The organism is Corynebacterium breve (assembly GCF_030252165.1).
GTDB lineage: Bacteria > Actinomycetota > Actinomycetes > Mycobacteriales > Mycobacteriaceae > Corynebacterium > Corynebacterium breve.
The window spans coordinates 413,581-440,170 of sequence record NZ_CP126969.1 but is presented as its reverse complement, the minus strand read 5'-3'; the positions used below and the strand labels follow the sequence as shown (position 1 = coordinate 440,170).

The window sequence follows — 26,590 nt, the reverse complement described above, 5'->3', positions numbered from 1 at the left end:
CCCCAAAAAACATGAAGGGGAATTCGTTAGTTTTGCAATGGCGTTTCGGCGGCCATTTTACCCGCAAGGTGCCCAAATATCAATCCCAACGCAATTGTGCCGCCGGCTCCTCCATAGAAGCCTTGAGTTGCTGCACCGCCTGCATTGCCCGCGGAGTAGAGTCCTTCAACAATCTGACCCGCCTTGTTTTTTACACGACCATTCGTGTCCGTAACTGGACCTCCTACCGTGCCTAGGGCCGAGGACTTCGCTTCCACTGCATAGAAGGGGCCACGCGAGATTGGGCCAAGCGTTGATGATTGTGGGGCTTTCAGGACTGGACGCATGATCTTGGAAAGCGGTCCCACGATCATTTTTCGCAGGGCTTCGGAATCGTTCTTTTTCGCAGCACGCTTGGCACCGACGTTGACGAATGGCCCAATTAACTTTGCGAACATCCCCTGCGCCTTCTGGGTGAAAGCTGGGAAGTTCTTTGCTGGGGATACTGCCCCTAGTACCGGATAAAAGTCGCCAAAGTAGCGATCGAAGAGTGTTTCACCACGGCCAAACCACGGATCGCGTCCCTTGGCGGCTTCTGGGTTGAATTTATCTACTGTTTCCAAGAGATTTTGGGCATTGACTCCTGCTCGTTCTGCCAACTCGGATAAGGAGTCTGCTTTCATGATGTATTCCGGTGCCTCCGCACCTGGAGCAGTACCGAAGAGTCCGTACTTCTCCCAGAAGTTTTGGTCGAAGATGAAGTAGGCAGGGTCATTAACCATTTCACCTCGCTCTTCGTCGAATACGCGCATTGCACCGCCCATCTGGTCATACGCTGCTGCTTCGTTGGTAAACCTCATGCCGTCTTTGTTCACCATGATGGAATGGGGAAGCGACCGCTCGCCCAGGAGCAGCCGAGCGAACGGCTTACCTTCCAAAGTTTCGCCAGGTATTTGCACGCCTGGCATCCACCATGCATGCTCCATCGCAGTAAGTTCGGCATCGATTTCTTCAGATAGCTGTACCGCAATGCCTCGATGTCCACGCGGAGATACGTGAGCACCCATTGGGGCATTCATGTACTCCGTAGTGAGTTCGTCGGATGTCTCAAAACCGCCAGATGCAATAATTACACCGTTATTCGCTTTGATAGTGTGCTCACCGCTCTTTGATGACACAACGAGGCCAGTAACCCTGCCATTTTCAATAATGAGATTCTCCGCAGGTGCCTCAACCAAAACATTGACACCAGCGACAAGATTAGCTTCAAGTAGTGCACCTACTAGCGCCGGGCCGGCGATCCACGCGGAATCGGTCTTCAGTCCACCTAGCATCCAGAAAGGCATGGGATTCTTCGCCATACCACTTGTTAGCGCTGGCCTAACATACTGAGCAGCATCGCCAAGCCCCTCCGCATTATACGGACCAGGGAAAAGTGCTCGCCCCACAGATGCGCCCGGGATATCTGACCGGTAGTCGGGCCAAATAGCGGGAATCCAGCCAAACTTCGTGTTGTTTTCGACATAGCGGACGACCTTCGGCCCTTCATTGAGAACCGTGTCAATCATGTCTGGGTCTAGGATTTCGTCACGCCCTTGACCCATGAAGTAGGTTCGACCTTGCTCAATCGAGTCCTCTACTCCTAGCGCCTCCGTCGAAAATCCATGGGCAGGAACCCACGCAGCACCTGCGGAAACACCTGTTGCTCCGCCGACGATATCAAGCGACTCGACGACCAACACGCTAGCACCACGGTCCGCTGCAGTCAGTGCTGCAGTTAGGCCTGCTCCACCGGAACCGATAACAATCACGTCAATATTGTCTGGAATGCCGTGCTCTTCTACGGTTCCGATTACACCTTTGTGACCAGGTTGACGGACAACCATAATTTCTCCTTCGCTCGAATTTGATGTTGAATCACCAATCGTATCGACGAATGATTTGAAGCACCGTAAGCTTTCTTGAAAAAGCTTGTGACAGTACTGTATAAACGCTCCCAGTGTAGGCACTTCTCCCGGGTCAAAGCATATTTCTCTAGTCCTATCCACGGGTTCGCTGTTTCTTCACCTCCCAGATACCCTGTCGCAATGTCCAAGACATAGCGTCGAGGCATGTCACTTTCGTTCTCCCCTGACGGCCACTTCCGCATCGTCCAATTCAACGACACTCAGGACACCCACCTCACTGACCGTCGCACGATCGAGTTCATGGAAAAGGTCCTCGATCAGGAGCAGCCGAACTTCGCGCTCATCAATGGTGATGTCATCTCCGGCGGCCAGGGCACAAACCTCGAGGTCTACCAGTCGATCAACAACGTGGTCATGCCTATGGAATCTCGCGGCATCCCCTGGGCAATCACCTTTGGCAACCACGAAGAGGACTCCACCGAACAGGCTGGCACGACGGTTTTCAAGCCCGAGATGGTCAGCTTCGTTCGCCAGTACGAGCACAATGTGAACCCGGAGGTCGTCGACAAGCTTCCGGGATGTTCGAACGGGCAGGTGCTTATCGACGACGCGTTCGCCATCTGGTTGCTCGATTCCGGACGCTACATCTCTCCACGGATTAATGCTCAGTCCATGCAGTTTATGCCGATCTACGACTACATTCGCCCACAACAAGTGCAGTGGTTCTTAGAACAGGCCACGAAGGTTCCCGGCCTGTTGTTTTTCCACATTCCAACCTACGAACACGCCGACATGTGGAACGGAGGGCCGGGCAAGAACTCAGAGTTTGATCACTACGAGGCGGTCAATCACTACGGGATTGTCGGCGAAAAGAACGAGGCAGTCGACTACGGAGCCTTCAACTCCGGCATTTTTGCGGCAGCACTCGAGCGTGGCGACATCGTTGGTATCTACTGCGGCCACGACCACATCAACTCTTACAAGGGCACCTACTACGGAATTGAGCTCGGCTTTAGCCCCGGCACAGGCTTCGGTCCGTACGGCTTCCAGGGCGAAGACAAGCACCGACTGCGCGGCGCCCGCGTGTTTGATCTAGATGCCAACTCCAGCCGCGTGTACCAGGGCACTCGATTGGTTCTGGCCAAAGACTTGGGTCTAGACATGACTCCAGAAAAGCAGCCGATCGCGGAGCCGGTGGAGTTTCCTGATTATGTCCGCCTTTCATAATTCCCATTGAGTAAGATTCCTCATATGCAAGATCTGTCAACAATGGAAGCTCTTAGACTATTCGCTCAAGAAAGAAACTGGACACAGTTTCATACTCCTGAAAACCTCGCTAAGAGCATCGCTATTGAAGCTGGAGAGTTGCTCGAGTGCTTTCAGTGGGATGACAATTCGAGAATTGAGCGGGTTCGCCTTGAGCTGGCAGATGTACTCACCTATGCATATTTTCTAGCAGATGCGCTGGACGAAATTCCAGAAGCACTGATCCGAGAAAAACTAGAGATTACAAAAACGAAGTATCCAGTTGAAAAAAGCTACGGATCATCCACGAAGTATGACGAACACAATGGGAGTGGGGCTGGTGACTGATGGAGATAATTGGTAGCGCTCGCACACTAGTTGAAGCATTCTCGTATTCTCCTAACAGTCTCGCAAAATTCATAGCGAATACTGGTGAAGCAAATGAGGAAGCCAAACGCTTGCTTCTCAAATTCCCTACCGTTTACATCATTTATTACCGAGCAAATACAGGATATAGCGTTTATGTCGGCGAGACGAACAACATCGCGCAACGAACCAAAACACACTTAGAGTCCGATACTCGGCTCAGGGATCTCAGTGAAGACGACCTGGAACAAGGTCTCCAACTACCCGCTGAGCCCACTCCCGAGATGCTTCAATCATCCAAATGGAAGGCTTTTCGTGACGAGGATTCGACCATTATCGTCATTGGCCACTCTCTATTCAACAAATCACTGACCTTGGACATCGAAGACCGCTTGATGCTCTATTTGTCCAGCGTTGACGAAGTGCAAGCCGCTGGGGAGAATTCGGTTCGAATCCAAAACTCTCGCCGGAATATTCAGACTGAGTATTTCACTCAGCAGTACGTAAACCGTACTTTCCAAGAAATTTGGCGAGAACTTCGCAATTGCGATCCTGAACTATTCCCTCTTGAGCGATTGATCCAAGAGTCAGCAATTTTTAAAGCATCTCCATTCCACCGCCTGAATGAACAGCAAGTTTCCGCAAAAGTCGAGATCCTCGAATCTATCGATCTTGCACTGACTCCGAAAGAAGGGTTTGAGGCAAGCCAATCCTCGAAACTCATCTTGGTCCAAGGTGGCGCAGGCACTGGAAAAACAGTTCTCCTAAGTAGTGTATTTTATGAGCTTTTCCAAACTCGGAGCGACGCAATCGATATAACAGATTTCGATTCTTACGATGCATACCTTTTGGTCAACCACGACGAGCAGTTGACAGTTTATGAACAAATAGCAGAAAAGCTCGGACTGAGTAATGCGAAAAAAGAGCGCGTTATGAAACCCACTAGATTCATTAACAGCCAAAGTCCCGACAGCCCAGTAGACATCGTTCTTATCGACGAAGCCCATCTACTTTGGACACAAGGCAAGCAATCATACAAAGGCGATCATCAGCTCAAAGACATACTTCAAAGGGCTCGAGTTGTGGTCGCTATTTTCGATCCAATGCAAGTCCTAGCAGGTAACCAATACTGGCAAGAAGATGCTCTCAAGGAACTTTATTCTCGCGCAGGTAATGATGTCATTCACTTAAGTGAACAAATGCGGATCGATTCAGACGGACCCGCTGAAGAGTGGATTGCGACTTTGGTCAATGACGGAATAGTGAACCCTATCCCAACGAATGACAAGTACAAAGTTGAAATCTTTAGTTCTCCTGGACAACTCCATGCGAAGATCCGAGAAAAGTCTTCCTCCGAAAACGCGAACGAAAAAGGTCTGTCGCGCCTCATCGCTACTTACGACTGGAAATTCACTACAGGAAAAAAGATCAAGCCAGTGGGCAGTAATACATGGGACGTTGTGATCGGCAATTTTCGGCTTCCATGGAACAACCAAGGTAAATACAGTCGCCGCGAGAAAAACCTAGCTTGGGCTGAACGAAACCAAACCGTCGACGAAGTCGGCTCAATCTTCACCATACAAGGATTCGATTTAAACTATGCCGGGGTGATCATCGGCCCATCCGTCAAGTATCGAAACGGCAAAATCGTGTTCGATGCAAAGGAAAGCCACAACCCGAACGTCATCCACAAACGCACGTTAACAGTTAATGGTGTCAAGAAGAAGGTCGATGTCAGTGAGGGCTTGCTTCGGAATCAGCTCAATGTTCTACTCACGAGGGGTGTCCGTGGGCTAGGAATCTACGCGGTGGACGACGCCCTTCGTGAAGCACTGCTCAATGCTCAGCAAAACTAGAGCCACTGACATGTTTTCCTAATCACAGGATTCGGAAATGGCAATCGCCGGTGGCATACTAGCCTAATGAACTCGACTTCCATTAGAGAACAGGAAACGAAACGCACCCGCGTCGTCGGTTTGGATATTGCACGTGCGCTGGCGATCATCGGCATGATCGTCGCGCACCTGGCCCCCTCCCGGCGCGGCCGAGGCAATCGTCTCCGGGCTGCCAGCTGCACTTTTCGCTGTTCTCGCCGGAGTCAGTCCTGGATTCATCGAGTCGCCACGCAACATCGCGATTCGTGGCGTTGTACTGATCGTTCTCGGATTCGCGCTCAACCCGTTCTCCGGAGCGATCCAAGTCGTGCTCCAGACGATGGGCGTGAGCTTCTTACTTCTGCACCGCGCTCCCCGTTGGTCGCTGCGCGCCCAAGCCGTTCTCACAGTTCTCCTGGCAATCACTGGAATGGCAGTCCACGCCTACGCGGCCAACGCCGAGGCGTGGGCGCTGTGGCTCATGTTCGTCGATGGCCCTTACCCGCTGCTCACGTGGACTGCGTATATGCTGATCGGCTTCATCGCAGGCCAAACACTCCTTAACAATGAACGCACCCAGATAATCGCGCTCATCGTCGGGTTCGCCACCGTGGTGTTCGGTGTCATCGCCCGTGGAAACGAAACACTAGCGACGTCTGGATTCCTCGATCCTTCACCTCATTCTGGTGGTGCGATTGATTTCCTGGCCACGAGCTCGTCGTCAATTGCAACGATCGCCGCTTGCTTAGTGCTGACCCGCTCGAAACCACTTGCCCTAGCCCTTGCCCCGCTGCAGGCTTTCGGATCGATGAGCCTTACCATGTATATCCTGCACGTTCTTAGCGCAGGAACCATGCTGAATCAGCCGTCGCAGCCCGTCCTGCCCAACGCTGCCCTCACGAGCATTTTTGTTGGGCTTGCCTTTGCGATGGCGTGGAAACTCACTGGTCTTCGACGCGGGCCCGCGGAATGGCTCATGCATAGGCTCGCGACTCTCGGTCGACCCAAGTCGCCCGCATCCCTCGCCACTGCAGCCCTCACCCTTCTGCCCACACCCGCTTACGCTTTGGATAACGCAACTCCAACCACCGACCCGCAGGCGCTGGAAACTGTCGCCAGGATCTATTTCAATGAAAGCCCAGCGGACGAACCCGACTGCACAGGGACCATGGTTGCCGACAGGTGGGCGATCACAGCCCGCCATTGCATCGATGGACTCTCCGATACCTCCGGCATCCTCACCCTAGGTAACGACGGGTCCGAATCTGATTACGAGTTCGATGGCGCCGTCCCCGCGCCGCACGGCGACTTCGCACTCCTCCACACAACCGAGCCCATCAACACAAGCGGTTACCCTCAGCTTTCCGACGACGTCCCCTCCCAAGGCAGCGGTACCACTTACGGTTGGTCGTCTTCTGGCATGGGAGGCGAAGGAACGCTCCCGCAGGCGGAATTCACAATCGACGAGGTGGCCGATTTCTCCCTGTACGACGGCGACAGCACGCTACTTACCACTTTGAAAAACAATGCCACTTCCCAACCAGGCGACTCCGGAGGTCCATTGTTCGTTGATGGCAAAATTGCCGGTGTCGCCTCCGTTGCCCTTGGCGGCGGCAATGAAGAGTCCAGCAACTCCGTCGCCTACTCCCCTGTTGCCTCCCAGGCCGAATGGGCCCGCGAACTAATCAGCAACGACGAAGTGGACTCGGCGCTGTTCGCCTCCGCCGACGGGGCCGACGCCATCACCGACGTGCCCTGGTGGTACGCACTGATCGCGTTTGCCGTGATGGTGATCGTCGCCGTGCCGTTTTACCGCAAGCGCGGCTAGACCCGCGTCCGGGCCGCTTTCACCCCAACAGTCACCGTCGCCGCCAATGACACTCCGAACCACACCCACGCATCGCTGATCTGCTTCGAAGCGTTGTAGGCCCACGTCTGGATGCTGTACTGCGCGTCGGCATCCAGAAGCGTGGGCAGCGCCCCCGTGCCGTGCGAGGTAATAAACAACACGCCGATCAGTACGAACAAAGCGCCGGAAATCATGGACAAGGTGTTCGTCGTGAAGCGACCGAGTCGCACTTCCCGCCCGCGCAGCCACGACTTTGAACCGAGGTCGAAACGATCCCAGAAAAGTGCGAGAACGAAAAGCGGCACCGCCATCCCCGCTGCGTATACCGCCATGATCAAAGCGCCGTACACCGCGGACCCCGACACCGCTGCGGTGGTAAGCACCGCGCCCAGGAGTGGCCCAGCGCAGAAACCCGCGAAGCCATAGACCGCGCCCAAGGCGAAAACGGCTAGGTATCCTTGACCGCGGACTCGTGAATTCAAGCGGGCCAGCCCCGGGACTTGGAACCCGCCGCCGAAAAATGCGTAGATACCCAGCGCGATGATGATCCACCCGCCGACTAGGATCACGGTCTCGCGGTGCATGGTAAAAATCTGCCCCAAGCCACCGGCACCAGTGCCCAGTGGTACAAGTGTCGCACAGAGGCCGAGGAAGAACACGAACGTTTTGGTCACCAACTGGCGAACCGACGCAAACGCATATGCAAAGAACGCCGGCACCAACAACGCGGAACACGGACTAATCAAAGACAAAATACCGGCGACAAAGGCACCAAAGACACCGATGGAAATCATAACGCCCTCCTTATACCCCGCCCAGAGCCAGCCCGAGCAGGAAGGCGGTCACAATCACCAACACAATAAAAAGCCATACCAGCCAGTGCGAGTCTGGGTTATTCATTGCCATAATTGTCCGTCAGTGCGTCCTGAATCGCCTCGTCGAAAATCTCGATGGGTTGAGCACCTGCGACAAAGCCCTTACCGACGAAGAACCCCGGCGTGCCATTGACCCCGATCTGGGCTCCATAGTTTCGCGCTTCTGTCACGGCCTCAGTGTAGGTGCCGTTGGTGACCTCCTGCTCAAACCGCGCAAGATCCGGCACCCCAGCCTGGCGAGCAAAATCGACGAAATTCTCGATTTCATACCCAGGGTGTCCCTCTTCCCCTTCGCTCGCCCCGAACAGTGCCTGCTTGAACTCCTGGAATTTTCCTTGCGCAGCCGCCGCGCGCCCGGCCGCCGCCGCTTTCTCGGAGTTCGGACCATTGATCGGCATGTCGTTCCACTCGATGCGCACCAAACCGGTGTCGACATACTTTTCAATCAGCTCGGGGTGCGTCTGATTCGTGTGGCGTGAACAGAACGGACACTCGAAGTCAGAAAACTCCGCGATTACCACCGGCGCATCGACAGCGCCGATCGCAAACGGGTCTGCCGAGTTGCGACGGTACACCTTATCTATATCCGTATCCGACGTAATTTCCTCGCGCGGACCGAACATAAACGCGTCGCCCTCCCCCGCCGCTGGCACCGTAAAGTCGGTTCCCGGTTCCGCCTCGTTGCTTGTCGACGAAGGCGCCGCCACCTTCGTCACCGGCACCGGTTCCTCCTTGCGATCGGCGATGAGGAAACCGATCACCAGCGCCATGATCGCGATGACCGCCACGAAGATCCATGTGGTCTTGGGAACGGCTGCAAGTACGGATTGCTTTGGCGACGAGGAGGTCATCTCGGATCTTTCTTAGGAATTTAAATGATGCCACTCAGGGTATCAATAAATTCAGTTTAGAAAAGCCGGAAAGCAAAATCCCCAATCCCGCCATATCTAGGCCACACCCACCTATAGTTGAAGCTGCAAGTTAATTCTGTTGCCCTTGTCCTAAAGGAACCTCCCGTGCGCCGTCACACACTCCGCCTTGTCATCGCAGTTTCCTGTCTCGCCCTGTCCGCATGCTCGAGTGCGAATACTTCCAGCGCTCCGGTGACGGTCACTTCCACCGTCGTCGCCACGTCTGAAGCTTCACAGGACCCGGAGACTCCTACCATCGAAGAAGAAACTCCGACCGAAGAAACGCAGGCCGCCCCAGTGGTCGAACCGGTCGACATCTCGCAACACAGCATTAACGCGGGCCAGGTAGGCGGCAATTGTGGCACGACCTCCCAAGGGGACTCCATCCGAGCGAACGATTCCACCTCCTGCGAGTTCGCGGCGGCTATCTTCAACTCGGCAATCAGTGCACAGTACACGACGGTTACGACAAATCCGTCCGTCACCGCTTTGCCCAGAGCACAAATCACCGCATACAGCCCAGTCACCCAGCAGGCCTATAACCTGGAGTGTTACGTGAATTCGGCCGGACAAACCTTAACCTGCTATGACCCCGGCAATGACGGACGCGGCGCATCATTCTCTACCGAGCGAATGGGGTACCACGGACGCCTCAACCTCATCGAGTAGTTCACCGACCGCTGAACACTGACCTGCAGTGAGCACACTCTGACTGAACATCCGTTCGCACACAGGAGCGCCCATGTCCACCTCGCCCAGTACTCTGCGAACATGCGAGACAACATTTCTGACTACGATCCGTTCCCCGACTCGTTCGAACTGCTAACCTCTGAGCAAGAGGAAGCCAAACAACGGTTCAGGAAGAACCGGCTGCCGTACATCGATTCTGTAACCCTGACCCTCCACGGCATGCCCGGCACGTCCGAATTCGGCGTGCTTAGCATTCAGGACAAGAAGGTCACTGTAGAGCGCGAAGCCGAGTGGATACTAGACCCTAGCTACAAGCCGCCCTCATACATCACCACTCGCCAAACCCTCGGTGCGTGTCACTCTGGATTGTGGGCACCCACCTACGAAAGCGACCTATTCATCATGGACGGCCAATCGTGGAGAGTCCGACTGACTTTCAGCAATGGCGCACCGCCGTTCGAGTCACGTGGCCAAAATTCATCACCGCCGACGTTTCAGCGTCTTGTCAAACTCTTCGGTTTCACCGCTGATTGATGTACCCCAAAAAAAGATTTCATGGACTGCCATTTCCGCCCCTTCACCCGCTACTTGCTCGACGGTTACTCAACCTCGTCAACCGTAGACCGCCCAGACACGCTCCACCAAAGACGCTGTCATCGCAGGGCCTATAAAACCTAAACAAGTGTCATCATTTTCATTTTCGGCGAATATTAACTTGACGTCGTATCTTTTGACTGGAGTTTCGAAATCTAATTGATCGCACGGCATGCGACTATTGAACTACTCCGCAATAGGCCTCCAAAATTGAAGGTTACTCGGCCCATTGACGTAAATATTAATCGTTAATTGAACCTATATTTTGCAGGCCGATCGACTGGTTGTTTCCCCTAGCCCAGTACGTGCAAGATCATTGAACCACTTTCCCCCTTGCACATTCAGGCAATCCAGCAAATAATGAATAGCATGGTTTCTCAGAATTCTCTGAATCATGAAAAGTCAATGCTCTTCACTTCAATTTTTCAAACTCAGTGGCTTAACTTTATTGCTAAGGAATCTGCTCTCCCGCCAAATCTGACAACTTCGAGCTATAATTCCTCGCTTCACAATGATCTACTTGCACTAAAGTGCATGAAAGCATCGAAACTCGCACCGTCAGAGTATCAGGCGGTGCGATTCGACGGAAAGATCAGGTTCATGGAGCTGCCCCATCCGTTACCTTATGCGTTTCTAGGCAATACACTCATTGAAAAGTGGGATCTATTGCGAGAGAAATGCTCAACAAAGGAATCTGCCCTTCGGCCGCAATTTAAGGGCAATACTCAACGAATCATTCGATTCACATATCCCGCAGACGACGATGGAGAATGCTGGCTTTCGGCCCTCGACGGTAACCGCTCTCCGTTCTTGAATGGCCGATCGAGCTTTAAGAACCCCATCTTATTGAAACTGGATATTGCCAATTTCTTTCCTTCCATCTATACCCATGCCCTCGATTGGGCGATTGAAGGAGAACGCAAAAGTGGAAAGAAACACCTTGGAGCTCTGGTTGACCAGGCATACCAGTACTCCAGAAACATGCGAACTGACGGTGTAGCCATCGGACCGATTACATCCAATATTGCCGCTGAAATCATACTTAACGACCTAGACAAGTTTCTCTCGGAAAAGAAAGATGCCGAAGAATTAGATTTTAGACGATTTGTCGATGACATCGAGATTCTCACGCCGAGTTCCACGGACATCGACCAGTTAGTTGGTGAAATTTCAAGAATTCTTCGAAAATACTCCTTGTCGTTGAACCACACAAAGCAATCGGTAAAACCAGTTTGGGAGCACCTTGCCGGTGGAATAAATGCCAAGGCTAACACCTTTCTTAGTACGAGTCTGGGATCGATTTCCAGTAAGAATATCAAGCACTTTGTTGCCGATCTTCATCATCTGGCAATTCAAGAAAAAAGTTATTCAATCCTGAAATACTCCTGGGATCGAATTATTAGAGAAATGGCCGAATCGTCAGAAAACAAAAAGAGACTCTTTGTACGCGAAGCGATCTATCTTCTCCGCGATCACCCCGATCTTGCTTCACGAATAGCAGAAGAGATAAAAAAGGACGCATTGCTCGCGAGAGAAATCAACGGCCATCGGCCATCAACGTCATACTTTAATCTTCTCACGCTGCACTTCATAAGCACTGGGTCAACCGAAACTGTTTGCTGGCTACTACATATCTTCTCACTTTGCAGAATTGATCCAAGCTGTCTGTTATCAAAATTAATGGAGCAGGTAGAAGAATCCAGCGGTCCAACTTCGCAGGCGACGGGTACAGACCTCCCGACTGGGCCAACTTACTCCCTAGATCCCTCCGCAGATCAAAAAGCTTCCGATGCAAGTGAAACTAATTCGCTTAACAATAATTCTTCCGGAGAGCCCAATTCATGCATCCGGGGTGAAGCAACGCGATTAACTCTTTTATCGTTGATTACCCCTCTGGTAGCACTGTCTTTTCTAGATTGTTTTGAGCGAGTCAGCTTGAAAAGGAAGCTGACTTGTCCGCCCCAAAAGATCCTTCGAATCCTAAAGGAAATGTATTCTGGAGACGATCCCTACACGGATGAGAGAAAAGAGGACTGGTCTTGGGCTTGGCCGATTCGTTACGAATTATTTCGTCGCAAAGAGCTCCATGCGGTCGATCTTGAACCCTATGAGACTAAAGTGTTCAATATACTTGAGAAAAACGATTTCAGGATTCTAGCTCCATAATTGGAAGTCTCTTGTCGGAACTATCCACGAATTGAAACTTTGAAGCACAACATTCGAACCGGCAGACGAACCACTCGTTAGTAGGACGAAGCCTACCTTAATTTGTTCAAATAAGTGTTAAGGTGGCACCTTTTACATTCCACCCCTACTTATGCGCGACAGTGTGCCCAGCCTCACGCTCATTCGATGAAGTCGTCATCGATTTCAGCACCTCGCTGACACGGATGTCGCCGACTGGCGCCTGCTCGGGGTCGTCGAAAAGCGAGTCGCCCAGGATGTTGTACACGTAGTCCAAGTCCTTGTCGCCACGGCCAGAGAGATTAACCAGCAGGTTGAGCTCCTCACCATCGGCAACCTCGGCGAGCTTCAGTGCGTAGGCCAACGCGTGGGAGGACTCCAGCGCCGGGATGATGCCCTCGTAGCGCGACAACAACCGGAACGCCTGCAGCGCATCCTCATCGGTCACAGCAACGTACTCCGCGCGGCCAATCTCACGCAGGTAGGAATGCTCCGGGCCTACACCTGGGTAATCCAAGCCAGCCGACACTGAGAAGGACTCTGGCAACTGCTCGCCATCTTGTCCAGTGACTACGTAGGAACGCGAGCCGTGCAGCAGCCCGATCTTGCCATGGTTCAATGCTGCGCCATGCTTGTCGGTATCCAACCCCTCGCCGGCGGGCTCGACGCCAATCAGTTGCACGTCCGCGTTGCCGGGTTCGTCCTTGAGGTACTCCGCAAATGCACCGATAGCATTGGAACCACCACCCACGGCTGCGATTACCGCGTCAGGGAGACGACCTGTGTCTTCCAGCATCTGCTGGCGCGACTCGCGCGAGACCACCGCCTGGAACTCCTTGACCAATGTTGGGAAGGGGTGCGGCCCACACGCCGAGCCCAGCACATAATGCGTGGTCTCGATGTTTCCAACCCAGTCCTCCAGCGCAACGTCGATGGCGTTGGACATGGAGCCGCCTGCCTCGTTGGTCACGGGGACTACCTTCGCGCCCATCAGCCGCATGCGACGCACGTTCGGCTGCTGGCGCGCAACGTCTTGGGCGCCCATATAAATGGTGCACTCCATATCCATCAACGCTGCTACCATCGCGGTCGCCGTTCCATGCTGGCCCGCGCCGGTTTCCGCGATCAGACGATTCTTGCCCAAACGCTTGGCCAGCAGTGCCTGCGCCAGGACCTGGTTGCCCTTGTGCGCGCCGCCATGAGCAAGGTCTTCACGTTTGAGGAAGATGCGCGAAGTACCCACGCGAGGCAGGTTCGCGCATTCGTATACCGGGGTGGGGCGACCCAGGAATTTCGCCTGCAATCGCGCGAGCTCGTCCAAGAATTCCTTGTCCTCGCGGGCCTCAACGAATGCCTTTTCTAGCTCATCGAGCACTGGGAACAGCGGCTCCGGAACATACTGCCCGCCGAACTCTCCAAAGTATGCTGGCAACAAGGTATCGCGGTGTTGTTTCTCGATCATTCTGTACCTTTCCAAGGTCGGGCGGGATTAATACATAAACCATACCCGGCCAGCACTAGTGATCCTGAAACGTTCTCTCGACTTTTACCGATATAATTCTCAGCTACTTGGTGCCCTAAATACCAAGCCCGGAGTATTTCGTCCTAGACTGTGAGATTATGAGCGCTTCAAAACCTGACCTGACTACCACCGCCGGTAAGCTTGCGGATCTTCGCCAGCGTCTAGCGGAGGCCCAGGCTCCCTTGGGCAGCGAAGTCGTGGAAGCAACCCACGCCGAAGGTAAGTCCACCGCCCGCGAGCGCGTACTGCAGCTCCTCGACCCGGAGACCTTCACCGAAACCGATGCGCTGGCCCGCCACCGCATCGAGACTTTCGGCATGGACCGCACCAAGCCTGCCACCGACGGTGTCGTCACCGGTTACGGCCTGGTCAATGGTCGTCGCGTGTGTGTTTTCTCCCAGGACCCGACGATCTTCGACGGTACCCTCGGCGAGGTCTACGCAGAGAAAATCCTGAAGATCTACGACCTCGCAACGAAGACCGGCGTTCCCCTCATCGGCATCTACGACTCGGCTGGCCCGCGTATCCAGGAAGGCATCGTCACCGCGGCGATGTATGCGAAGATCCTCCGCGCCGCGACCGAGGCATCCGGCCTGATCCCACAACTAGCCATCGTCACTGGCGCAGTGACCGACATCGCGGCGCTGACCGTCCCTCTCTCCGACATCACGATTGCGGTCGAGGGGGCGTCGGTAAGCATTAGCGGCGAGAGCACCGACAATCTCGCTCACATCACCGCGCCAAGCGACACCGAAGCTGTGGAAGCAACCCGCAAGCTCATCGGTTTCCTGCCGATGAACAACCTCGCGGAGTCGCCACTTGCCGAGGTCCCCGACACCATCGACGCAACAGGCCTGGACGAGTTCATGCCTGACGACGACTCGACCGCCTACAACGTTCACGACATCCTGGCCAAGGTCACCGACGGCGACCTGGTCGAGCTCAAGGCCGACCAGGCGAAAAATATCGTGACCGGCTTTGCCCACATCTCGGGTCGCTCGGTGGCCGTCGTGGCCAACCAGCCGACCGCAATGAACGGCCAGCTCACCGCCGCCGCAGCTGAGAAGGCGGCGCGCTTTATCCGCATGGCTGATGCGTTCAACCTGCCAATCGTGCAGTTCGTTGACTCCCCTGGCTTTGCAGATGACGCACCGGCCAGTGCCGCAAAGCTTGCGTACGCTTTCGCGGAAGCCCAGGTAGGCACCATCACTGTGGTGACCCGCAAGGCGCTTGGTGCTGCGTACGTCGTGATGGGCTCCAAGGATCTCGGTGCGGACCTCGCTTTTGCGTGGCCAACCGCCCAAATCGCGCTCACCGATGCCAACACCGCGGCTGCGAAGCTCGAAACCGATGCCGCTGAGTATGGCGAGGCAAACATCAACCCGTACATCGCTGCCGAGCGTGGCCTCATCGACGCTGTGATCGAGCCGGCGAACACTCGCGCAAGCATCACCGAGGGCCTTCGCCTGCTAGAACGTAAAGTACTGCACCCACGTCCGAAGAAGCACGGTAATATCCCGCTGTAAGAACTCGAAGGAGAAAAATCTGATGACCGCTCCGATTTTCAAGGTGCTCAAAGGCAACCCTTCCGACGACGAGCTCGCAGCGCTGACCGCTGTTCTGTCGTCGCTCACCGCCGAGGCCAATAAGCGCCCCGCACACGTCGAACGCAACATGTGGGGCCGCCCTGAGTCCCGCCTGAGCACACCCACTGTTTTCAACCCAGCTGCGTTCTCCTCGGTGACCTACTACTAATGCGCTTTGTTTTAGCGTCGCAGTCTCCGTCACGCCGCATGATCTTGGAATCAGGCGGCGTGACCCCTATTCAGCACCCCGCGCATATCGACGAAGATGCGCTGCTGGAGACGCTTAGCGACGAATCCCCCGCCACCACCGTCTGCGCCCTAGCTAGGGCCAAGGCGACCGTTGTCGCTGAGCAGTTCCCAGACGACGTGGTCGTTGGCTGCGACTCTATGTTGCTGCTAGACGGCAAGCTCCAAGGCAAGCCACTGACCGTAGACTCAACCATCGAGCGGTGGAAGACGCAGCGCGGCAAAACCGCCGAGCTGCTCACCGGTCACGCAGTCTGCTTCCAAGGAAAATGGGTGGAAGAGACGATCTCCACCACGATCCATTTCGGTGACGTCTCCGACAAAGACATCGTGGCCTATGCCCAATCAGGCGAACCACTCCAGTGCGCGGGGGCTTTTACTCTTGAGGCGCTCGGAGGCTGGTTCATCGATAGGATCGAAGGCGACCAAACCAGCGTGATCGGCCTGTCACTGCCGCTGTTGCGCCGGGCTCTCTACTCGTTTGGACTTTCTGCCAGCGATTTCTGGAGGTAGCCTCCCTTGAAGCAAGAGCGGCTCGACGGCATCGACCTTGCCCGAGCCATCGCCATACTGGGCATGTTCATCATGCACACATTTGCCAAGCAGGATCCAGACAATAAATTCCTGCAGGCATTCGAGGGCCGTTCCACCATTTTGTTCACCGTTCTCGCGGGTGTTTCGGTGATCCTGATGTCACGCACCCGCAACGTCAAACAGTCACTGGCCCAGTTCGGCATCCGGGGCATTTTCATCATGGCCCTCGGACTGTCGATCACCACCGAGAACACCGGCCCCATCGTGATTCTGTCCACCTACGGCGCCCTCTACCTCGTTGTGGCACCGTTGCTCTTCCGCGCGCCCGGATGGCTGCTTGCAGTTGTCGCCGCCGCCACGACTTTCGTAGCACCCTGGCTCTCCTTTGTCCTTCGCCAAGACTTGGAACCCGCCGCCGAGTTCGGTGAAATTCCCACTTGGTCCATGCTGGTCGACGGTGAAATTGGCCGCGCGCTCGAACTTCTCTTCGTCACGGGCAACTTCCCCGTCCTCACACTCGCGCCGGTGTTCATCGCGGGCATGGCCGCTGGGCGTGCTCTCATCCGCACAAAATACGCCTGGGACGGCCTCATCGGAGTTGGCGGAATCCTCGCCGCAGCAGCGTTTTGGGTCAATGTGTGGGCGCTCAGTGACCGAGGATTCGTCGACAAGCTTGCTGCTCTTGACGATCCCTTCACCGCCTACGGAGTCACCAACCTTGCCGACTCCCGCTTCCTCTGGGTCTACGTCCCCCACTCGGGCTCGATCACCGAACTCATCGGCTCCATCGGCGTCTCGCTGTGCGTGATCGGCATCGGGGTTCTCGTCTGCACGTTTGGCCCGCTGAACACAGTTACCTACCCGCTGCGCGCCGTGGGGCGCATGCCGCTGACGATCTACACCGCGCACATCATGGCAGTCGGAATGATCAACTTCATGGGAGCGCATATCTCGTGGCCAGAGTACGCGTGGCCAAACCTTTTGGTTCCGCTGTTTTTTGCCCCGGCGTGGCTGGTCTTTTTCAAACGCGGTCCGCTGGAAATGCTGCAACGACAGCTCCTGCGCATTACCGGGTAGCCTGGGCACATGGAAATGAAAGATATGCTTGCCCCTCCCCCAGTTCAGCTCCCCGCCGACCCGGCGCAGGGCAAGGACTTGCTTAGCGACGACACCGCCCTCGCCCACCCAGATTCCCCGTCTGTCTGGGCGGCTCGCGCAAAGAACGAGCTAGATGGTGGCGATAAACTCATCGCCTATGCGTACGCACGCACCGGCTACCACCGTTCCCTCGATCGCCTTCGCGCCAACGGTTGGAAGGGCTGGGGTCCGATCCCCTACGGGCACGAGCCGAACCAAGGCGTCCTCCAATCCATCGCACTGCTTGCGCTTGCGTCCCAGGCGATCGGCGACCAAGACGAGTACGACCGCTGCCGGGGCATGCTCTCTGATGCCGATCCGGAAGCGGTCGCTGCGTTGCTAGGCGCTTAGGCCTTCCTGGATTCTTCCACCAGTTCGCCGGTGTTTTGCGCGGTGCGGATCATGGAGATCACAAACTCCAGCATGACGCGGGAGTAAACCAGGCTGACGATGAAAAAGATGCCGCCACCAATGATGGTCAGCAGCAGCATGCCGATTCCCAAGCCCGCGCTTTCGGAGAAGGCTGCGAAGGAGGACAGGATCCAAGCCAGCCAGGTGAGAGCGAAGATCACCATCAAAATGATGTAGATGATCTTTGCAAACTTGATGGTGACAAACTGGGTGAAGGAGAAGTCGAACAAGGCGCTCATGAAGCCGTTGGCCGTGTTCGCTTCTGCCTTGTTCGCCTCAGGGGCTGCCGGGAATGGCTGCTGGAATCCCTGGTTCGGATCCTGGTACCCAGAGTAGTTCTGCTGCTGTCCATAGCCGGAGTAGCCCGCGTATCCGGACTGTGGCTGTTCGTTGTTCTGGTTGTTTGGATCAAACGGGGAGCTCATGAATTTCCTTACTACTTCCGACGCTTACGTGAAAACAGTGGAAGCATAACCCAGCCCGGTTGGTTGCGCAGTCCATTAACGACGAAAGGGTTCGTCGACAAGCACGAGTGCTTATCGACGAACCCTTGAAGTCGAAGGAGACTTACGCGTTCTTGGTCTCGATGCGGCCGATTGCTTCCTTAGCAACGAGCTCCTGGATACCCATGTCGAGCTCGGAGGTGAAGCCAACGCAAGAGCAGTTGATCTCGCCGAGAACGTAGGTGTCCTCGCCGTTTTCGCCGTCTGCGAGCATGAAGTCTGCGGTCCAGATCAGTGGGATGTTGTCGCCACCGAGCTTCTCAGCGATGACTGGACGAGCGTCAGCGAACATGTCGATGAGCTCCTGCCATGCCTCTGGCTTGTCGTAGGTGTACTTCGCGCCGGAGAACAGGGTTGCGGAGAAGTTGTCGCCACCCTCTGCTGGCTTCTTGTGAACCACGAAGACTGGGTGTGGGCCAACCAGAAGAATGCGGATCTCGCCCTCAACGATGCGTGGGCAGAAGCGCATGTCAACGAGCATGCCGTTGTCGCCGATGATGTACTGGTCGCAGAAGTCCATGAACTCGCCGAGCTCGCGGATTTCGGTGTGGTTGTCAACAGCCTCAGTGCAGCGGATCTTGGTGTCCAGTGGCAGTGCGGTGCCTGGCTCAACAGAAGCCTCAAGCTCCTTGTCTTCAAGCTGAACGCGCCAGATACCGGAACCGGTGGAGCCACGGTTCTGCTTCAGAACGCGCTCGCCGTAGGAAAGGGAGGTTGGGAAGGTGTTGTGGAAAGTCTCAACGTCGTAGTATGCCGCGGTGTCGGTTGGCACCAGGTCGGTGTCGTTGAGCTTGACCAGTGCATCCTTTGCACCGTATGCAAGCATCTCTTCTGGGGTGGACATGCCGACAAGGCCAGCCTCGGACAGCTTGGTCAGTAGGTCGAAGTAGCCCTTCTCGCCACCAGGGATGTTGCCAGGGTTAACGCGGGAGATGTAGCCATCAAAGTTCTCGGAGACGTATTTGAATAAATCCTCTGCCCACTCAGGACGGAAGTAAACAACCTCGGAGTGCCAGCCAGCGTCCTTGATCGAGTTAACGATTGGCATGGTGTCTTTACGGTGGCCGTCGATGTACTTGTCAGATCCGCCTTCAACTTCGAAGACGACAATTGCCTTGTGCACGTGCATCCCTTTCCATGGGTATTTCGTATCAAATAGTTTGAGAAACAGCCGCAATCGAGGAAACCCTTCACGATGGCCATCTCCTCAAGAAACATTAACGCTGAACGATGTTCTCCGCCGGATGAGCTAGTTTTTAGTTACCAAGCACACATCTCACATCCAGTCCACCGAGTAACTTCGATCACGGGTACTCTGATTTATGAGAGCTCACAAGATTTTGGAAAGGACCCCGCCATAATGGCTGTGCCATTCGACCCCAATCCGCAGTTTCAGGAGTATTCCCACCCGGAGCGGCTCGTCTCGGCTTCTTGGTTATCAGCCCGGCTAGGCACCCCCGGACTGAAGGTGGTGGAGTCTGACGAGGATGCGTTTCTCTACGACATCGGCCACATCCCCGGCGCTGTGCGCATCGACTGGCGCAAGGACCTCAACGATCCCGTCACCCGCGATTTCATCGACGGCCAGGCCTTTGCAGAACTCATGCAGGCCCGTGGCATTTCCCGCGACGACACCGTCGTTGTCTACGGCGACAAGTCTAACTGGTGGGCGGCTTACACCCTGTGGGTTTTCGAGCTCTTCGGCCACCCCGATGTACGCCTCCTCGACGGTGGTCGCGATGCTTGGATGGGCGAAGAGCGCGACATGTCGTTCGCGGTCCCAGAACCTGCGCCTTCTGATTATCCCGCGGTAGAACGCGACGATTCCACGCTGCGCATGCTTGTCGACGAACTCAAGGCCTCCAAGACTTCACGCACCTTGGTCGACGTACGCGAAAAGGATGAGTACACCGGCACACCGGCGACTACTGCGGAGGCGTTGCCCGCCCTACGCCACGGCCACATCCCGGGCGCGATTAACATCCCGTGGGGAGGTTCTGTGTATCCCAACGCGCGGTTCCGCCCGAAGGCAGAGATCGCGGAAACATACGGCGAGCTTGATCCGTCGCAGCAAACCGTTGTTTACTGCCACCTTGGCGATCGTTCCGCCCACTCGTGGTTCGTGCTGAAATACATGCTCGGTTTCAAAGACGTGGTGAACTACGATGGCAGCTGGTCGGAATGGGGAAACATGGTACGGATGCCTATTAAACAGGGCGAAAAGCCGTAACGATCTCGTGTTTCGCACCGATAATCTTTTTAATTTCCCCTAGGAAAAAATTAGAAGTATCCTTAACACATCACAACGTGACGGTTTACTCACGTTTGGTGTGTAACAATGATGCCCGTAATCGTTCACATCTGGAGGACTAATTTAAGTGGCAACGAATAACAAGATCACCAAGGTCTTAGTGGCCAACCGCGGAGAGATCGCCGTGCGCATCATCCGAGCGGCACAAGACGCGGGCATTGCCTCCGTCGCCGTATACGCTGAGCCGGACGCAGACGCACCGTTTGTTGAGCTTGCCGACGAAGCCTTCGCCCTCGGTGGTGCTACTTCTGCTGACTCTTACCTCGACATCGACAAGATCATCGATGCCGCGGCTAAGTCCGGTGCCGATGCTGTCCACCCTGGTTACGGATTCTTGGCCGAGAACGCGGAGTTCGCGCAGCGAGTTATCGATGCCGACCTTATTTGGATCGGCCCATCGCCTGAGTCCATTGCAGCATTGGGCGACAAGGTCACCGCACGCCATATCGCAGAAAAGGCGAACGCACCGATGGCGCCGGGCACCAAGGATCCAGTGGCAAACGCCGACGAGGTCGTAGCATTTGCAGACGAGTACGGCCTGCCTATCGCGATCAAAGCCGCATACGGTGGTGGCGGTCGCGGCATGAAGGTCGCTTACACACGCGAGGAAATCCCTGAGCTGTTCGAGTCCGCAACACGCGAGGCTGTCGCAGCCTTCGGTCGCGGCGAGTGCTTCGTTGAGCGCTACCTTGACAAGGCACGCCACGTGGAGGCACAGGTTCTTGCAGACCAACACGGTAACGTCATCGTTTCTGGTACACGCGACTGCTCCCTGCAACGTCGTTTTCAAAAGCTTGTGGAAGAGGCTCCTGCCCCATTCCTCACCGACGAACAGCGTGATCGCATCCACTCGTCCGCCAAGGAAATCTGCAAGGAAGCCGGCTACTACGGCGCAGGTACCGTTGAGTACCTCGTGGGTGCCGATGGCCTGATTTCCTTCCTCGAGGTCAACACCCGCCTCCAGGTGGAACACCCAGTCACCGAGGTCACCGCGGGCATTGACCTAGTGCGCGAGCAGTTCCGTATCGCCGAAGGTCAGGTTCTTCGCTTCACCGAGGATCCAGAACCACGTGGCCACGCCTTCGAGTTCCGCATCAATGGTGAGGACGCAGGCGCAAACTTCATGCCAGCTCCTGGCACGGTAGTCGAGTACTCCGAGCCAGCTGGGCCCGGCGTACGCGTCGATTCTGGTGTTCGTCAGGGCTCCGTGATTGGTGGTCAGTTCGACTCTATGCTGGCGAAGCTCATCGTTTACGGCGAAACTCGACAGGAGGCGCTGGAGCGTTCCCGCCGCGCGCTCGCCGAGTTCAAGGTCGAAGGCATGCCAACCGTGATTCCTTTCCACCAGGCGGTCGTGAAGGATCCAGCATTTGTTGGCACCGAGGAAGGCTTCGACGTCTATACCAAGTGGATCGAAGAGGAGTGGAATAACACTATCGATCCGTTTGTCGACCCTGCAGATCTTCCTGAGGATGACGAGAATGAGCCACACAAGAAGTTCGTTGTCGAGGTTGCGGGGCGTCGCATCGAGGTCGCTCTTCCTGCTGCGTTAACCTTCGGCGGCGGAGCTGCCCCGAAGAAGAAGCGCAAGCGTCGAGGTGGCGGCGGAGCAAAGTCTGCTGCTTCCGGTGACGCGATCGCGGCTCCAATGCAGGGCACGGTGATCAAAGTCAACGTCGAAGAAGGCGCTGAGGTCAACGAAGGCGATGTAGTCGTCGTCTTGGAAGCGATGAAGATGGAAAACCCTGTCAAGGCTCACAAGTCTGGCACCGTTACTGGCCTCGCTGCCGAAGCTGGCGGACAGGTGAACAAGGGCGCTGTGCTGATGGAGATTAAGTAAGGCAGACGCTATCGTCGGTAAGCATGCAACTGCTTCCCGCAACTGAATCTGACCGTACGTATTTTGCTCGCCTTTTCTTCCTCACGGATGTTTATGGCGACGAAAGTCGTGCGGTCAGTGATTACCACCTTCGCGACATCGTCGGCTACGTCGACGATTGGAATCCAACCCGCGACGGTGGTTTTGTGGTTTATGACGAGAACCGGATCCCCGCAGGTGGCATCTGGTTCCGATACTGGGAAGGCCCAGACGCCCTCGGCTGGGCGAATTTGGGCCCCGATATCCCTGAGCTCGCGATCGCAGTCGAGTCACGCTTTGCTGGAAAAGGTATCTCCCGCTTGCTTCTCGACGCAGCCGTGGACCTCGGACGCTCGCAAGGAGCCCCTGCTCTTGCGCTTTCCGTTGCCGCTGACAACCCACGCGCACGCCACGTCTACGAGAAGTTCGGCTTTACCGATGTCGCAGACGTTGACGGCGCGATGCGTTACAACCTCTAGGCAATAACGACGACCAGGTCGCCGCCTTCAACCTTCGTCGCCTGAGCCAGCGCGACACGTTCGATCGTTCCGTCGATGGTTGCGGAAATCGTCGCTTCCATCTTCATTGCTTCGATCGTTGCTACTGGGTCGCCAGCCTTGACCTCATCACCCGGGTTGACGGTGACGTTAACCACGCCAGCAAACGGTGCAGCCACCTGACCGGGCTTCGAGGAATCCGCCTTTTCAACATCGGCGACAACGGAATCGGCGTTGTTGTCGCGCACCTTGAGCGGACGGATCTGACCATTGACAGTTAGAACGACCTGGCGCATACCCTTTTCGTCCGGCTCGCCCACAGCATCAAGACGCACAACCAGTGGCGGTGTATCAGAGCCTGGGTTGCCGTAGACGACGACGGACTCTTCGCCTTCTTCCAGACCGTAGAAGAAGGTCGAATCGCTGAGCGCGTCGGTGTAGCCGTAGTTGCGGCGGTGCTCCAGATATTCGTCGTACTGCTTCGGGAAGAGCAGCTTGTTCAGCGCTGTACGACGAGTTTCGTGGTCCTCAGAAGTAAGCGCCTCTGCCGTATCTTCTGGGACATCAACCATAATCGACGATCCCTCGGCGCGACCAGCAAGTGCCTTGTCGCGCAGCAGCGGCCAGCCTCCCGGAGGGGTACCAAGATCGCCACGAAGGAATCCGATGACGGAGTCTGGGATGTCGTACTTCTGCGGGTCGTTGGCAAAGTCAGCCGGATCGACGTTTGCGCCGACAAGGTGCAGGGCGAGGTCGCCAACAACCTTCGAGGATGGGGTCACCTTGGTTGGGCGACCGAGCATTTCGTTAACGGCTGCATAGTAGTCCTCTACCAGTTCGAAGCGATCGCCCAAGCCTAGCGCCTTCGCCTGAGTGCGCAGGTTGGACAGCTGGCCACCTGGGATCTCGTGTTGGTACACGCGACCGGTTGGGCCAGGAATTCCAGACTCGAATGGAGCATAAACCTGGCGGACTGCCTCCCAGTAAGGCTCGAGGTCGGCGACTGCCTTCTCGGAGATACCCGTGTCGCGGTCGGTGTTGGCAAACGCGGCCACAAGCGCAGACATCGATGGCTGGGAGGTGGTGCCAGCAAGCGGCGCCGACGCAACGTCAACCACATCTGCTCCGGCGACTGCAGCAGCCACATAGGTAGCCAGCTGGCCACCAGCGGTGTCGTGGGTGTGTACGTGTACTGGAAGATCAAACTCTTGGCGCAACGCGGTGACCAGCTTGCGTGCAGCCTCTGGGCGCAGCAGACCAGCCATGTCCTTGATCGCAAGGATGTGGGCGCCGGTGTCGACGATCTCTTCCGCGAGCTTCAGGTAGTAGTCAAGCGTGTACAGATCTTCGTTCGGATCGAGCAGGTTGCCGGAGTACGCCATCGCAACCTCGGCCACGGTGGTGTTGGTTTCCAAAACAGCGTCGATCGCTGGTCGCATCTGGGAGACGTCGTTAAGCGCATCGAAGATGCGGAAGATATCGATGCCGGAGCTTGCTGCTTCCTTGACAAAAGCCGTGGTCACTGACTCTGGGTACGGTGTGTATCCCACGGTGTTGCGGCCGCGCAACAGCATCTGAATGTTGACGTTTGGCATCGCTTCGCGCAGGATGTCCAATCGCTCCCACGGGTTTTCGTGGAGGAAGCGCATTGCGACATCGTAGGTTGCTCCGCCCCATGCCTCCACAGAGAACAGATCTGGAGTCAGGTAACCAACGTGCTTCGCAGCCGCATACAAGGTCTTGGTGCGGATACGGGTCGCAAGCAAGGACTGGTGCGCGTCACGGAAAGTAGTTTCAGTAACACCGAGTTTCGTCTGGTTACGCAGGTTCTCCGCGAATTTCTTTGGGCCTACCTCAAGGAGCTCGTCGCGGGAACCCCGTGGGATGGAGTCGTATTCCCACTCCGGCAGCTTGTCTGCGGGGCGAACTGTGGCTGGACGCTCACCATTTGGCTTATTGACGGTAACATCCGCCAGGTAGTCCAGGATTCGGCCGGCAGCGTCGGTCGCAGGAGGTGCTTCGAGCAGGTGGATGTGGTCTGCGATAAACCCGGTTGCGATGCGCTTTTCGCGGAAGTCTGCCTCTTCTAGCAGTGCGCGGAGGAAACCGATGTTCGTGGACACACCGGAGACGCTGAACTCGTTCAGTGCGCGCTGCGCACGGGCAACTGCTTCAGCAAAATTCACACCACGGCAGGTCATCTTGACCAACAGGGAGTCAAAGTTCGGGGTGATCTCGGTGCCGACGCCGACGGAACCGTCAAGACGCACGCCAGCGCCGCCTGGAGAACGATAGCCGGTGATTACGCCAGAGTCTGGGCGGAAGCCGTTGTTTGGATCCTCGGTAGTAATACGGCACTGGAGCGCCGCGCCAGTGACTGTGATGTTCTCCTGCTTCAAGCCCAGCTGTTCAAGCGATGCACCAGCAGCGATGTGGATCTGAGACTTTACGATGTCAACGCCAGTGATCTCCTCCGTAACGGTGTGCTCCACCTGCACGCGAGGGTTCATCTCGATGAAGACGTGGTTGCCGTTTTCGTCGACAAGAAATTCGACGGTGCCAGCGCCCTCGTACTTGATGTGCTTACAGAAGTTCACTGCATCCTGGCAGATCTGGTCGCGTAGCTCTGGCTTTAGGTGCTGCGCAGGAGCGATCTCGACAACCTTTTGGTGACGGCGCTGCAAAGAGCAGTCACGCTCGAAAAGGTGGATGACATTGCCCTGAGAATCGGCAAGAATCTGAACCTCGATGTGCTGCGGGTTGATTACCGCTTGCTCGACATATACGGAAGCGTCGCCGAACGCGGCTTCCGCCTCGCGAGACGCTTCAGCGGCAAGCTGCTCGATATCCTCCAGCTTAGGAACGAAGCGCATGCCTCGTCCGCCACCGCCGGCAACAGCCTTGACGAAAACTGGGAACTGGAAGTCCTTTGCAAATTCTGCAATTTCCTTCGGGTCAGTGGAAGGCTCAGAATCGTGAAGAACTGGAAGGCCTGCCTCTGCAGCCGCCTGAACCGCCGCAGACTTGTCGCCGGTTAAGTCCAGTGTCGCAGCGGAAGGGCCGATGAACTTGATGCCGTTCTCATCGCACGCACGAGCAAGTTCCGCACGCTCAGAAAGGAAACCGTAGCCTGGATACACAGCATCAGCACCGGTCTTCTTTGCAGCGCGAATCACCTCGTTGATGTCCAAGTAAGCCTTGACTGGCTGGCCTTCAACACCGATGCGGATTGCCTCATCCGCGAATGGCCGGTGGAAAGAGTTGCGGTCTTCCTTTGGGAAGATTGCAACGGTTTGAGCTCCGGTCTCGAATGCTGCGCGAAACGCGCGTACCGCAATTTCACCACGGTTGGCAACGAGGACCTTGTTAAATGAAGGCAATTGTGTATCCACGAGATGCGTGTCCTTTCACTGCAAAAAATGTCCTAAGTGTGAGTGTATATCTCACCTGGACGCAGTGAGTGATAAAGCCCGCAATGGGGGCCATCACTAGGGCAAATCACAATTCCCCT

At 55.9% G+C, this 26,590-nt stretch carries 22 protein-coding genes; 15 read left to right on the top strand and 7 right to left on the bottom strand.

The genetic code is table 11. From position 1 onward, the window contains the following. Positions 1-26 precede the first annotated feature (26 nt). Positions 27-1,865 carry an FAD-dependent oxidoreductase gene (locus tag QP027_RS02220; RefSeq protein WP_284825658.1) on the bottom strand — a complete coding sequence of 613 codons (1,839 nt, stop codon included), beginning with the start codon at positions 1,863-1,865 and terminating at the stop codon, positions 27-29. A 225-nt stretch (positions 1,866-2,090) separates the two neighbouring features. Here QP027_RS02220 and QP027_RS02215 point away from each other — a divergent pair, with 225 nt between their 5' ends. The 4 genes from QP027_RS02215 (at position 2,091) to QP027_RS02200 (ending at position 7,199) form a co-directional block, all read left to right on the top strand. Further along, complete coding sequence (locus tag QP027_RS02215) at positions 2,091-3,113, top strand: metallophosphoesterase family protein (protein ID WP_284825657.1); 1,023 nt, start codon at positions 2,091-2,093, stop codon at positions 3,111-3,113. A gap of 24 nt (positions 3,114-3,137) precedes the next feature. Beyond that, entirely contained in the window at positions 3,138-3,479 is a 342-nt protein-coding gene (locus QP027_RS02210; protein ID WP_284825655.1) for a nucleotide pyrophosphohydrolase, read from the top strand. Beyond that, on the top strand, positions 3,479-5,353 hold the full coding sequence (locus tag QP027_RS02205) for a DNA/RNA helicase domain-containing protein (protein WP_284825653.1): 1,875 nt from the start codon (positions 3,479-3,481) through the stop codon (positions 5,351-5,353). The genes QP027_RS02210 and QP027_RS02205 overlap by 1 nt, the downstream gene beginning before the upstream one ends. A gap of 364 nt (positions 5,354-5,717) precedes the next feature. After that, positions 5,718-7,199 (top strand): trypsin-like serine protease, encoded by a 1,482-nt coding sequence (locus QP027_RS02200; RefSeq protein WP_284825651.1) that lies wholly within the window; start codon positions 5,718-5,720, stop codon positions 7,197-7,199. Here QP027_RS02200 and QP027_RS02195 read toward each other — a convergent pair. Next, positions 7,196-8,014, bottom strand: coding sequence for a cytochrome c biogenesis CcdA family protein (locus QP027_RS02195; protein ID WP_284825649.1), 819 nt, complete (start codon positions 8,012-8,014; stop codon positions 7,196-7,198). The genes QP027_RS02200 and QP027_RS02195 overlap by 4 nt on opposite strands. 98 nt (positions 8,015-8,112) lie before the next feature. Next, a complete protein-coding gene (locus QP027_RS02190; protein WP_284825647.1) occupies positions 8,113-8,946 on the bottom strand; it encodes a DsbA family protein in 834 nt (277 codons plus the stop codon). A gap of 165 nt (positions 8,947-9,111) precedes the next feature. Between QP027_RS02190 and QP027_RS02185 the strand changes: the two genes are divergently transcribed. The 3 genes from QP027_RS02185 (at position 9,112) to QP027_RS02175 (ending at position 12,456) form a co-directional block, all read left to right on the top strand. Further along, positions 9,112-9,675 carry a hypothetical protein gene (locus QP027_RS02185; RefSeq protein WP_284825646.1) on the top strand — a complete coding sequence of 188 codons (564 nt, stop codon included), beginning with the start codon at positions 9,112-9,114 and terminating at the stop codon, positions 9,673-9,675. A 102-nt stretch (positions 9,676-9,777) separates the two neighbouring features. Then, positions 9,778-10,230: a hypothetical protein gene (locus QP027_RS02180; RefSeq protein ID WP_284825644.1), complete on the top strand. Its 453-nt coding sequence runs from the start codon at positions 9,778-9,780 to the stop codon at positions 10,228-10,230. A gap of 429 nt (positions 10,231-10,659) precedes the next feature. Next, on the top strand, positions 10,660-12,456 hold the full coding sequence (locus QP027_RS02175; RefSeq protein WP_284825642.1) for an RNA-directed DNA polymerase: 1,797 nt from the start codon (positions 10,660-10,662) through the stop codon (positions 12,454-12,456). A gap of 145 nt (positions 12,457-12,601) precedes the next feature. On the opposite strand, the gene trpB is transcribed toward QP027_RS02175, so the two are convergent. Then, the gene (gene trpB / locus QP027_RS02170; RefSeq protein WP_284825641.1) at positions 12,602-13,936 is read right to left on the bottom strand and encodes a tryptophan synthase subunit beta; all 1,335 of its coding nucleotides are present in this window, start codon (positions 13,934-13,936) and stop codon (positions 12,602-12,604) included. A gap of 158 nt (positions 13,937-14,094) precedes the next feature. On the opposite strand from trpB, the gene QP027_RS02165 reads away from it, so the two are divergent. Genes QP027_RS02165 through QP027_RS02145 form a run of 5 tightly spaced genes read left to right on the top strand, consistent with a single transcriptional unit; the run spans position 14,095 to position 17,850 of the window. Further along, positions 14,095-15,522 (top strand): acyl-CoA carboxylase subunit beta, encoded by a 1,428-nt coding sequence (locus QP027_RS02165; RefSeq protein WP_284825639.1) that lies wholly within the window; start codon positions 14,095-14,097, stop codon positions 15,520-15,522. A gap of 22 nt (positions 15,523-15,544) precedes the next feature. Further along, positions 15,545-15,751: an acyl-CoA carboxylase subunit epsilon gene (locus QP027_RS02160; RefSeq protein ID WP_284825638.1), complete on the top strand. Its 207-nt coding sequence runs from the start codon at positions 15,545-15,547 to the stop codon at positions 15,749-15,751. Further along, entirely contained in the window at positions 15,751-16,341 is a 591-nt protein-coding gene (locus QP027_RS02155) for a Maf family protein (protein ID WP_284825635.1), read from the top strand. The genes QP027_RS02160 and QP027_RS02155 overlap by 1 nt, the downstream gene beginning before the upstream one ends. Before the next feature lie 6 nt (positions 16,342-16,347). Beyond that, the gene (locus QP027_RS02150) at positions 16,348-17,439 is read left to right on the top strand and encodes a heparan-alpha-glucosaminide N-acetyltransferase domain-containing protein (RefSeq protein ID WP_284825633.1); all 1,092 of its coding nucleotides are present in this window, start codon (positions 16,348-16,350) and stop codon (positions 17,437-17,439) included. Positions 17,440-17,448: 9 nt separating this feature from the next. After that, positions 17,449-17,850, top strand: coding sequence for a DUF3151 domain-containing protein (locus QP027_RS02145; RefSeq protein ID WP_284825631.1), 402 nt, complete (start codon positions 17,449-17,451; stop codon positions 17,848-17,850). Here QP027_RS02145 and QP027_RS02140 read toward each other — a convergent pair. Both QP027_RS02140 and QP027_RS02135 read right to left on the bottom strand, forming a co-directional pair. Further along, positions 17,847-18,335 (bottom strand): DUF4282 domain-containing protein, encoded by a 489-nt coding sequence (locus QP027_RS02140; RefSeq protein ID WP_284825629.1) that lies wholly within the window; start codon positions 18,333-18,335, stop codon positions 17,847-17,849. The genes QP027_RS02145 and QP027_RS02140 overlap by 4 nt on opposite strands. Before the next feature lie 142 nt (positions 18,336-18,477). Continuing rightward, entirely contained in the window at positions 18,478-19,536 is a 1,059-nt protein-coding gene (locus QP027_RS02135) for a Cj0069 family protein (RefSeq protein ID WP_284825627.1), read from the bottom strand. Between the two features lie 237 nt (positions 19,537-19,773). Here QP027_RS02135 and QP027_RS02130 point away from each other — a divergent pair, with 237 nt between their 5' ends. The 3 genes from QP027_RS02130 (at position 19,774) to QP027_RS02120 (ending at position 23,061) form a co-directional block, all read left to right on the top strand. Then, positions 19,774-20,643, top strand: a complete 870-nt coding sequence (locus QP027_RS02130; protein ID WP_284825625.1) for a sulfurtransferase — start codon at positions 19,774-19,776, stop codon at positions 20,641-20,643. Between the two features lie 148 nt (positions 20,644-20,791). Further along, the gene (locus tag QP027_RS02125) at positions 20,792-22,564 is read left to right on the top strand and encodes an acetyl/propionyl/methylcrotonyl-CoA carboxylase subunit alpha (protein WP_284825623.1); all 1,773 of its coding nucleotides are present in this window, start codon (positions 20,792-20,794) and stop codon (positions 22,562-22,564) included. 23 nt (positions 22,565-22,587) lie between these two features. After that, positions 22,588-23,061: a GNAT family N-acetyltransferase gene (locus tag QP027_RS02120; protein ID WP_284825621.1), complete on the top strand. Its 474-nt coding sequence runs from the start codon at positions 22,588-22,590 to the stop codon at positions 23,059-23,061. On the opposite strand, the gene QP027_RS02115 is transcribed toward QP027_RS02120, so the two are convergent. After that, complete coding sequence (locus tag QP027_RS02115; protein WP_284825619.1) at positions 23,058-26,471, bottom strand: pyruvate carboxylase; 3,414 nt, start codon at positions 26,469-26,471, stop codon at positions 23,058-23,060. The genes QP027_RS02120 and QP027_RS02115 overlap by 4 nt on opposite strands. Positions 26,472-26,590: the final 119 nt, after the last annotated feature.

What these genes read in the sequence shown, in the direction of transcription:
- QP027_RS02190 (WP_284825647.1), bottom strand. Translation starts at nt 8,946, where the DNA reads ATGACCTCCTCGTCGCCAAAGCAATCCGTACTTGCAGCCGTTCCCAAG.
- trpB (WP_284825641.1), bottom strand. Translation starts at nt 13,936, where the DNA reads ATGATCGAGAAACAACACCGCGATACCTTGTTGCCAGCATACTTTGGA.
- QP027_RS02120 (WP_284825621.1), top strand. Translation starts at nt 22,588, where the DNA reads ATGCAACTGCTTCCCGCAACTGAATCTGACCGTACGTATTTTGCTCGC.
- QP027_RS02195 (WP_284825649.1), bottom strand. Translation starts at nt 8,014, where the DNA reads ATGATTTCCATCGGTGTCTTTGGTGCCTTTGTCGCCGGTATTTTGTCT.
- QP027_RS02175 (WP_284825642.1), top strand. Translation starts at nt 10,660, where the DNA reads ATGGTTTCTCAGAATTCTCTGAATCATGAAAAGTCAATGCTCTTCACT.
- QP027_RS02145 (WP_284825631.1), top strand. Translation starts at nt 17,449, where the DNA reads ATGGAAATGAAAGATATGCTTGCCCCTCCCCCAGTTCAGCTCCCCGCC.
- QP027_RS02180 (WP_284825644.1), top strand. Translation starts at nt 9,778, where the DNA reads ATGCGAGACAACATTTCTGACTACGATCCGTTCCCCGACTCGTTCGAA.
- QP027_RS02130 (WP_284825625.1), top strand. Translation starts at nt 19,774, where the DNA reads ATGGCTGTGCCATTCGACCCCAATCCGCAGTTTCAGGAGTATTCCCAC.
- QP027_RS02140 (WP_284825629.1), bottom strand. Translation starts at nt 18,335, where the DNA reads ATGAGCTCCCCGTTTGATCCAAACAACCAGAACAACGAACAGCCACAG.
- QP027_RS02165 (WP_284825639.1), top strand. Translation starts at nt 14,095, where the DNA reads ATGAGCGCTTCAAAACCTGACCTGACTACCACCGCCGGTAAGCTTGCG.
- QP027_RS02160 (WP_284825638.1), top strand. Translation starts at nt 15,545, where the DNA reads ATGACCGCTCCGATTTTCAAGGTGCTCAAAGGCAACCCTTCCGACGAC.
- QP027_RS02210 (WP_284825655.1), top strand. Translation starts at nt 3,138, where the DNA reads ATGCAAGATCTGTCAACAATGGAAGCTCTTAGACTATTCGCTCAAGAA.
- QP027_RS02220 (WP_284825658.1), bottom strand. Translation starts at nt 1,865, where the DNA reads ATGGTTGTCCGTCAACCTGGTCACAAAGGTGTAATCGGAACCGTAGAA.
- QP027_RS02155 (WP_284825635.1), top strand. Translation starts at nt 15,751, where the DNA reads ATGCGCTTTGTTTTAGCGTCGCAGTCTCCGTCACGCCGCATGATCTTG.
- QP027_RS02205 (WP_284825653.1), top strand. Translation starts at nt 3,479, where the DNA reads ATGGAGATAATTGGTAGCGCTCGCACACTAGTTGAAGCATTCTCGTAT.
- QP027_RS02215 (WP_284825657.1), top strand. Translation starts at nt 2,091, where the DNA reads ATGTCACTTTCGTTCTCCCCTGACGGCCACTTCCGCATCGTCCAATTC.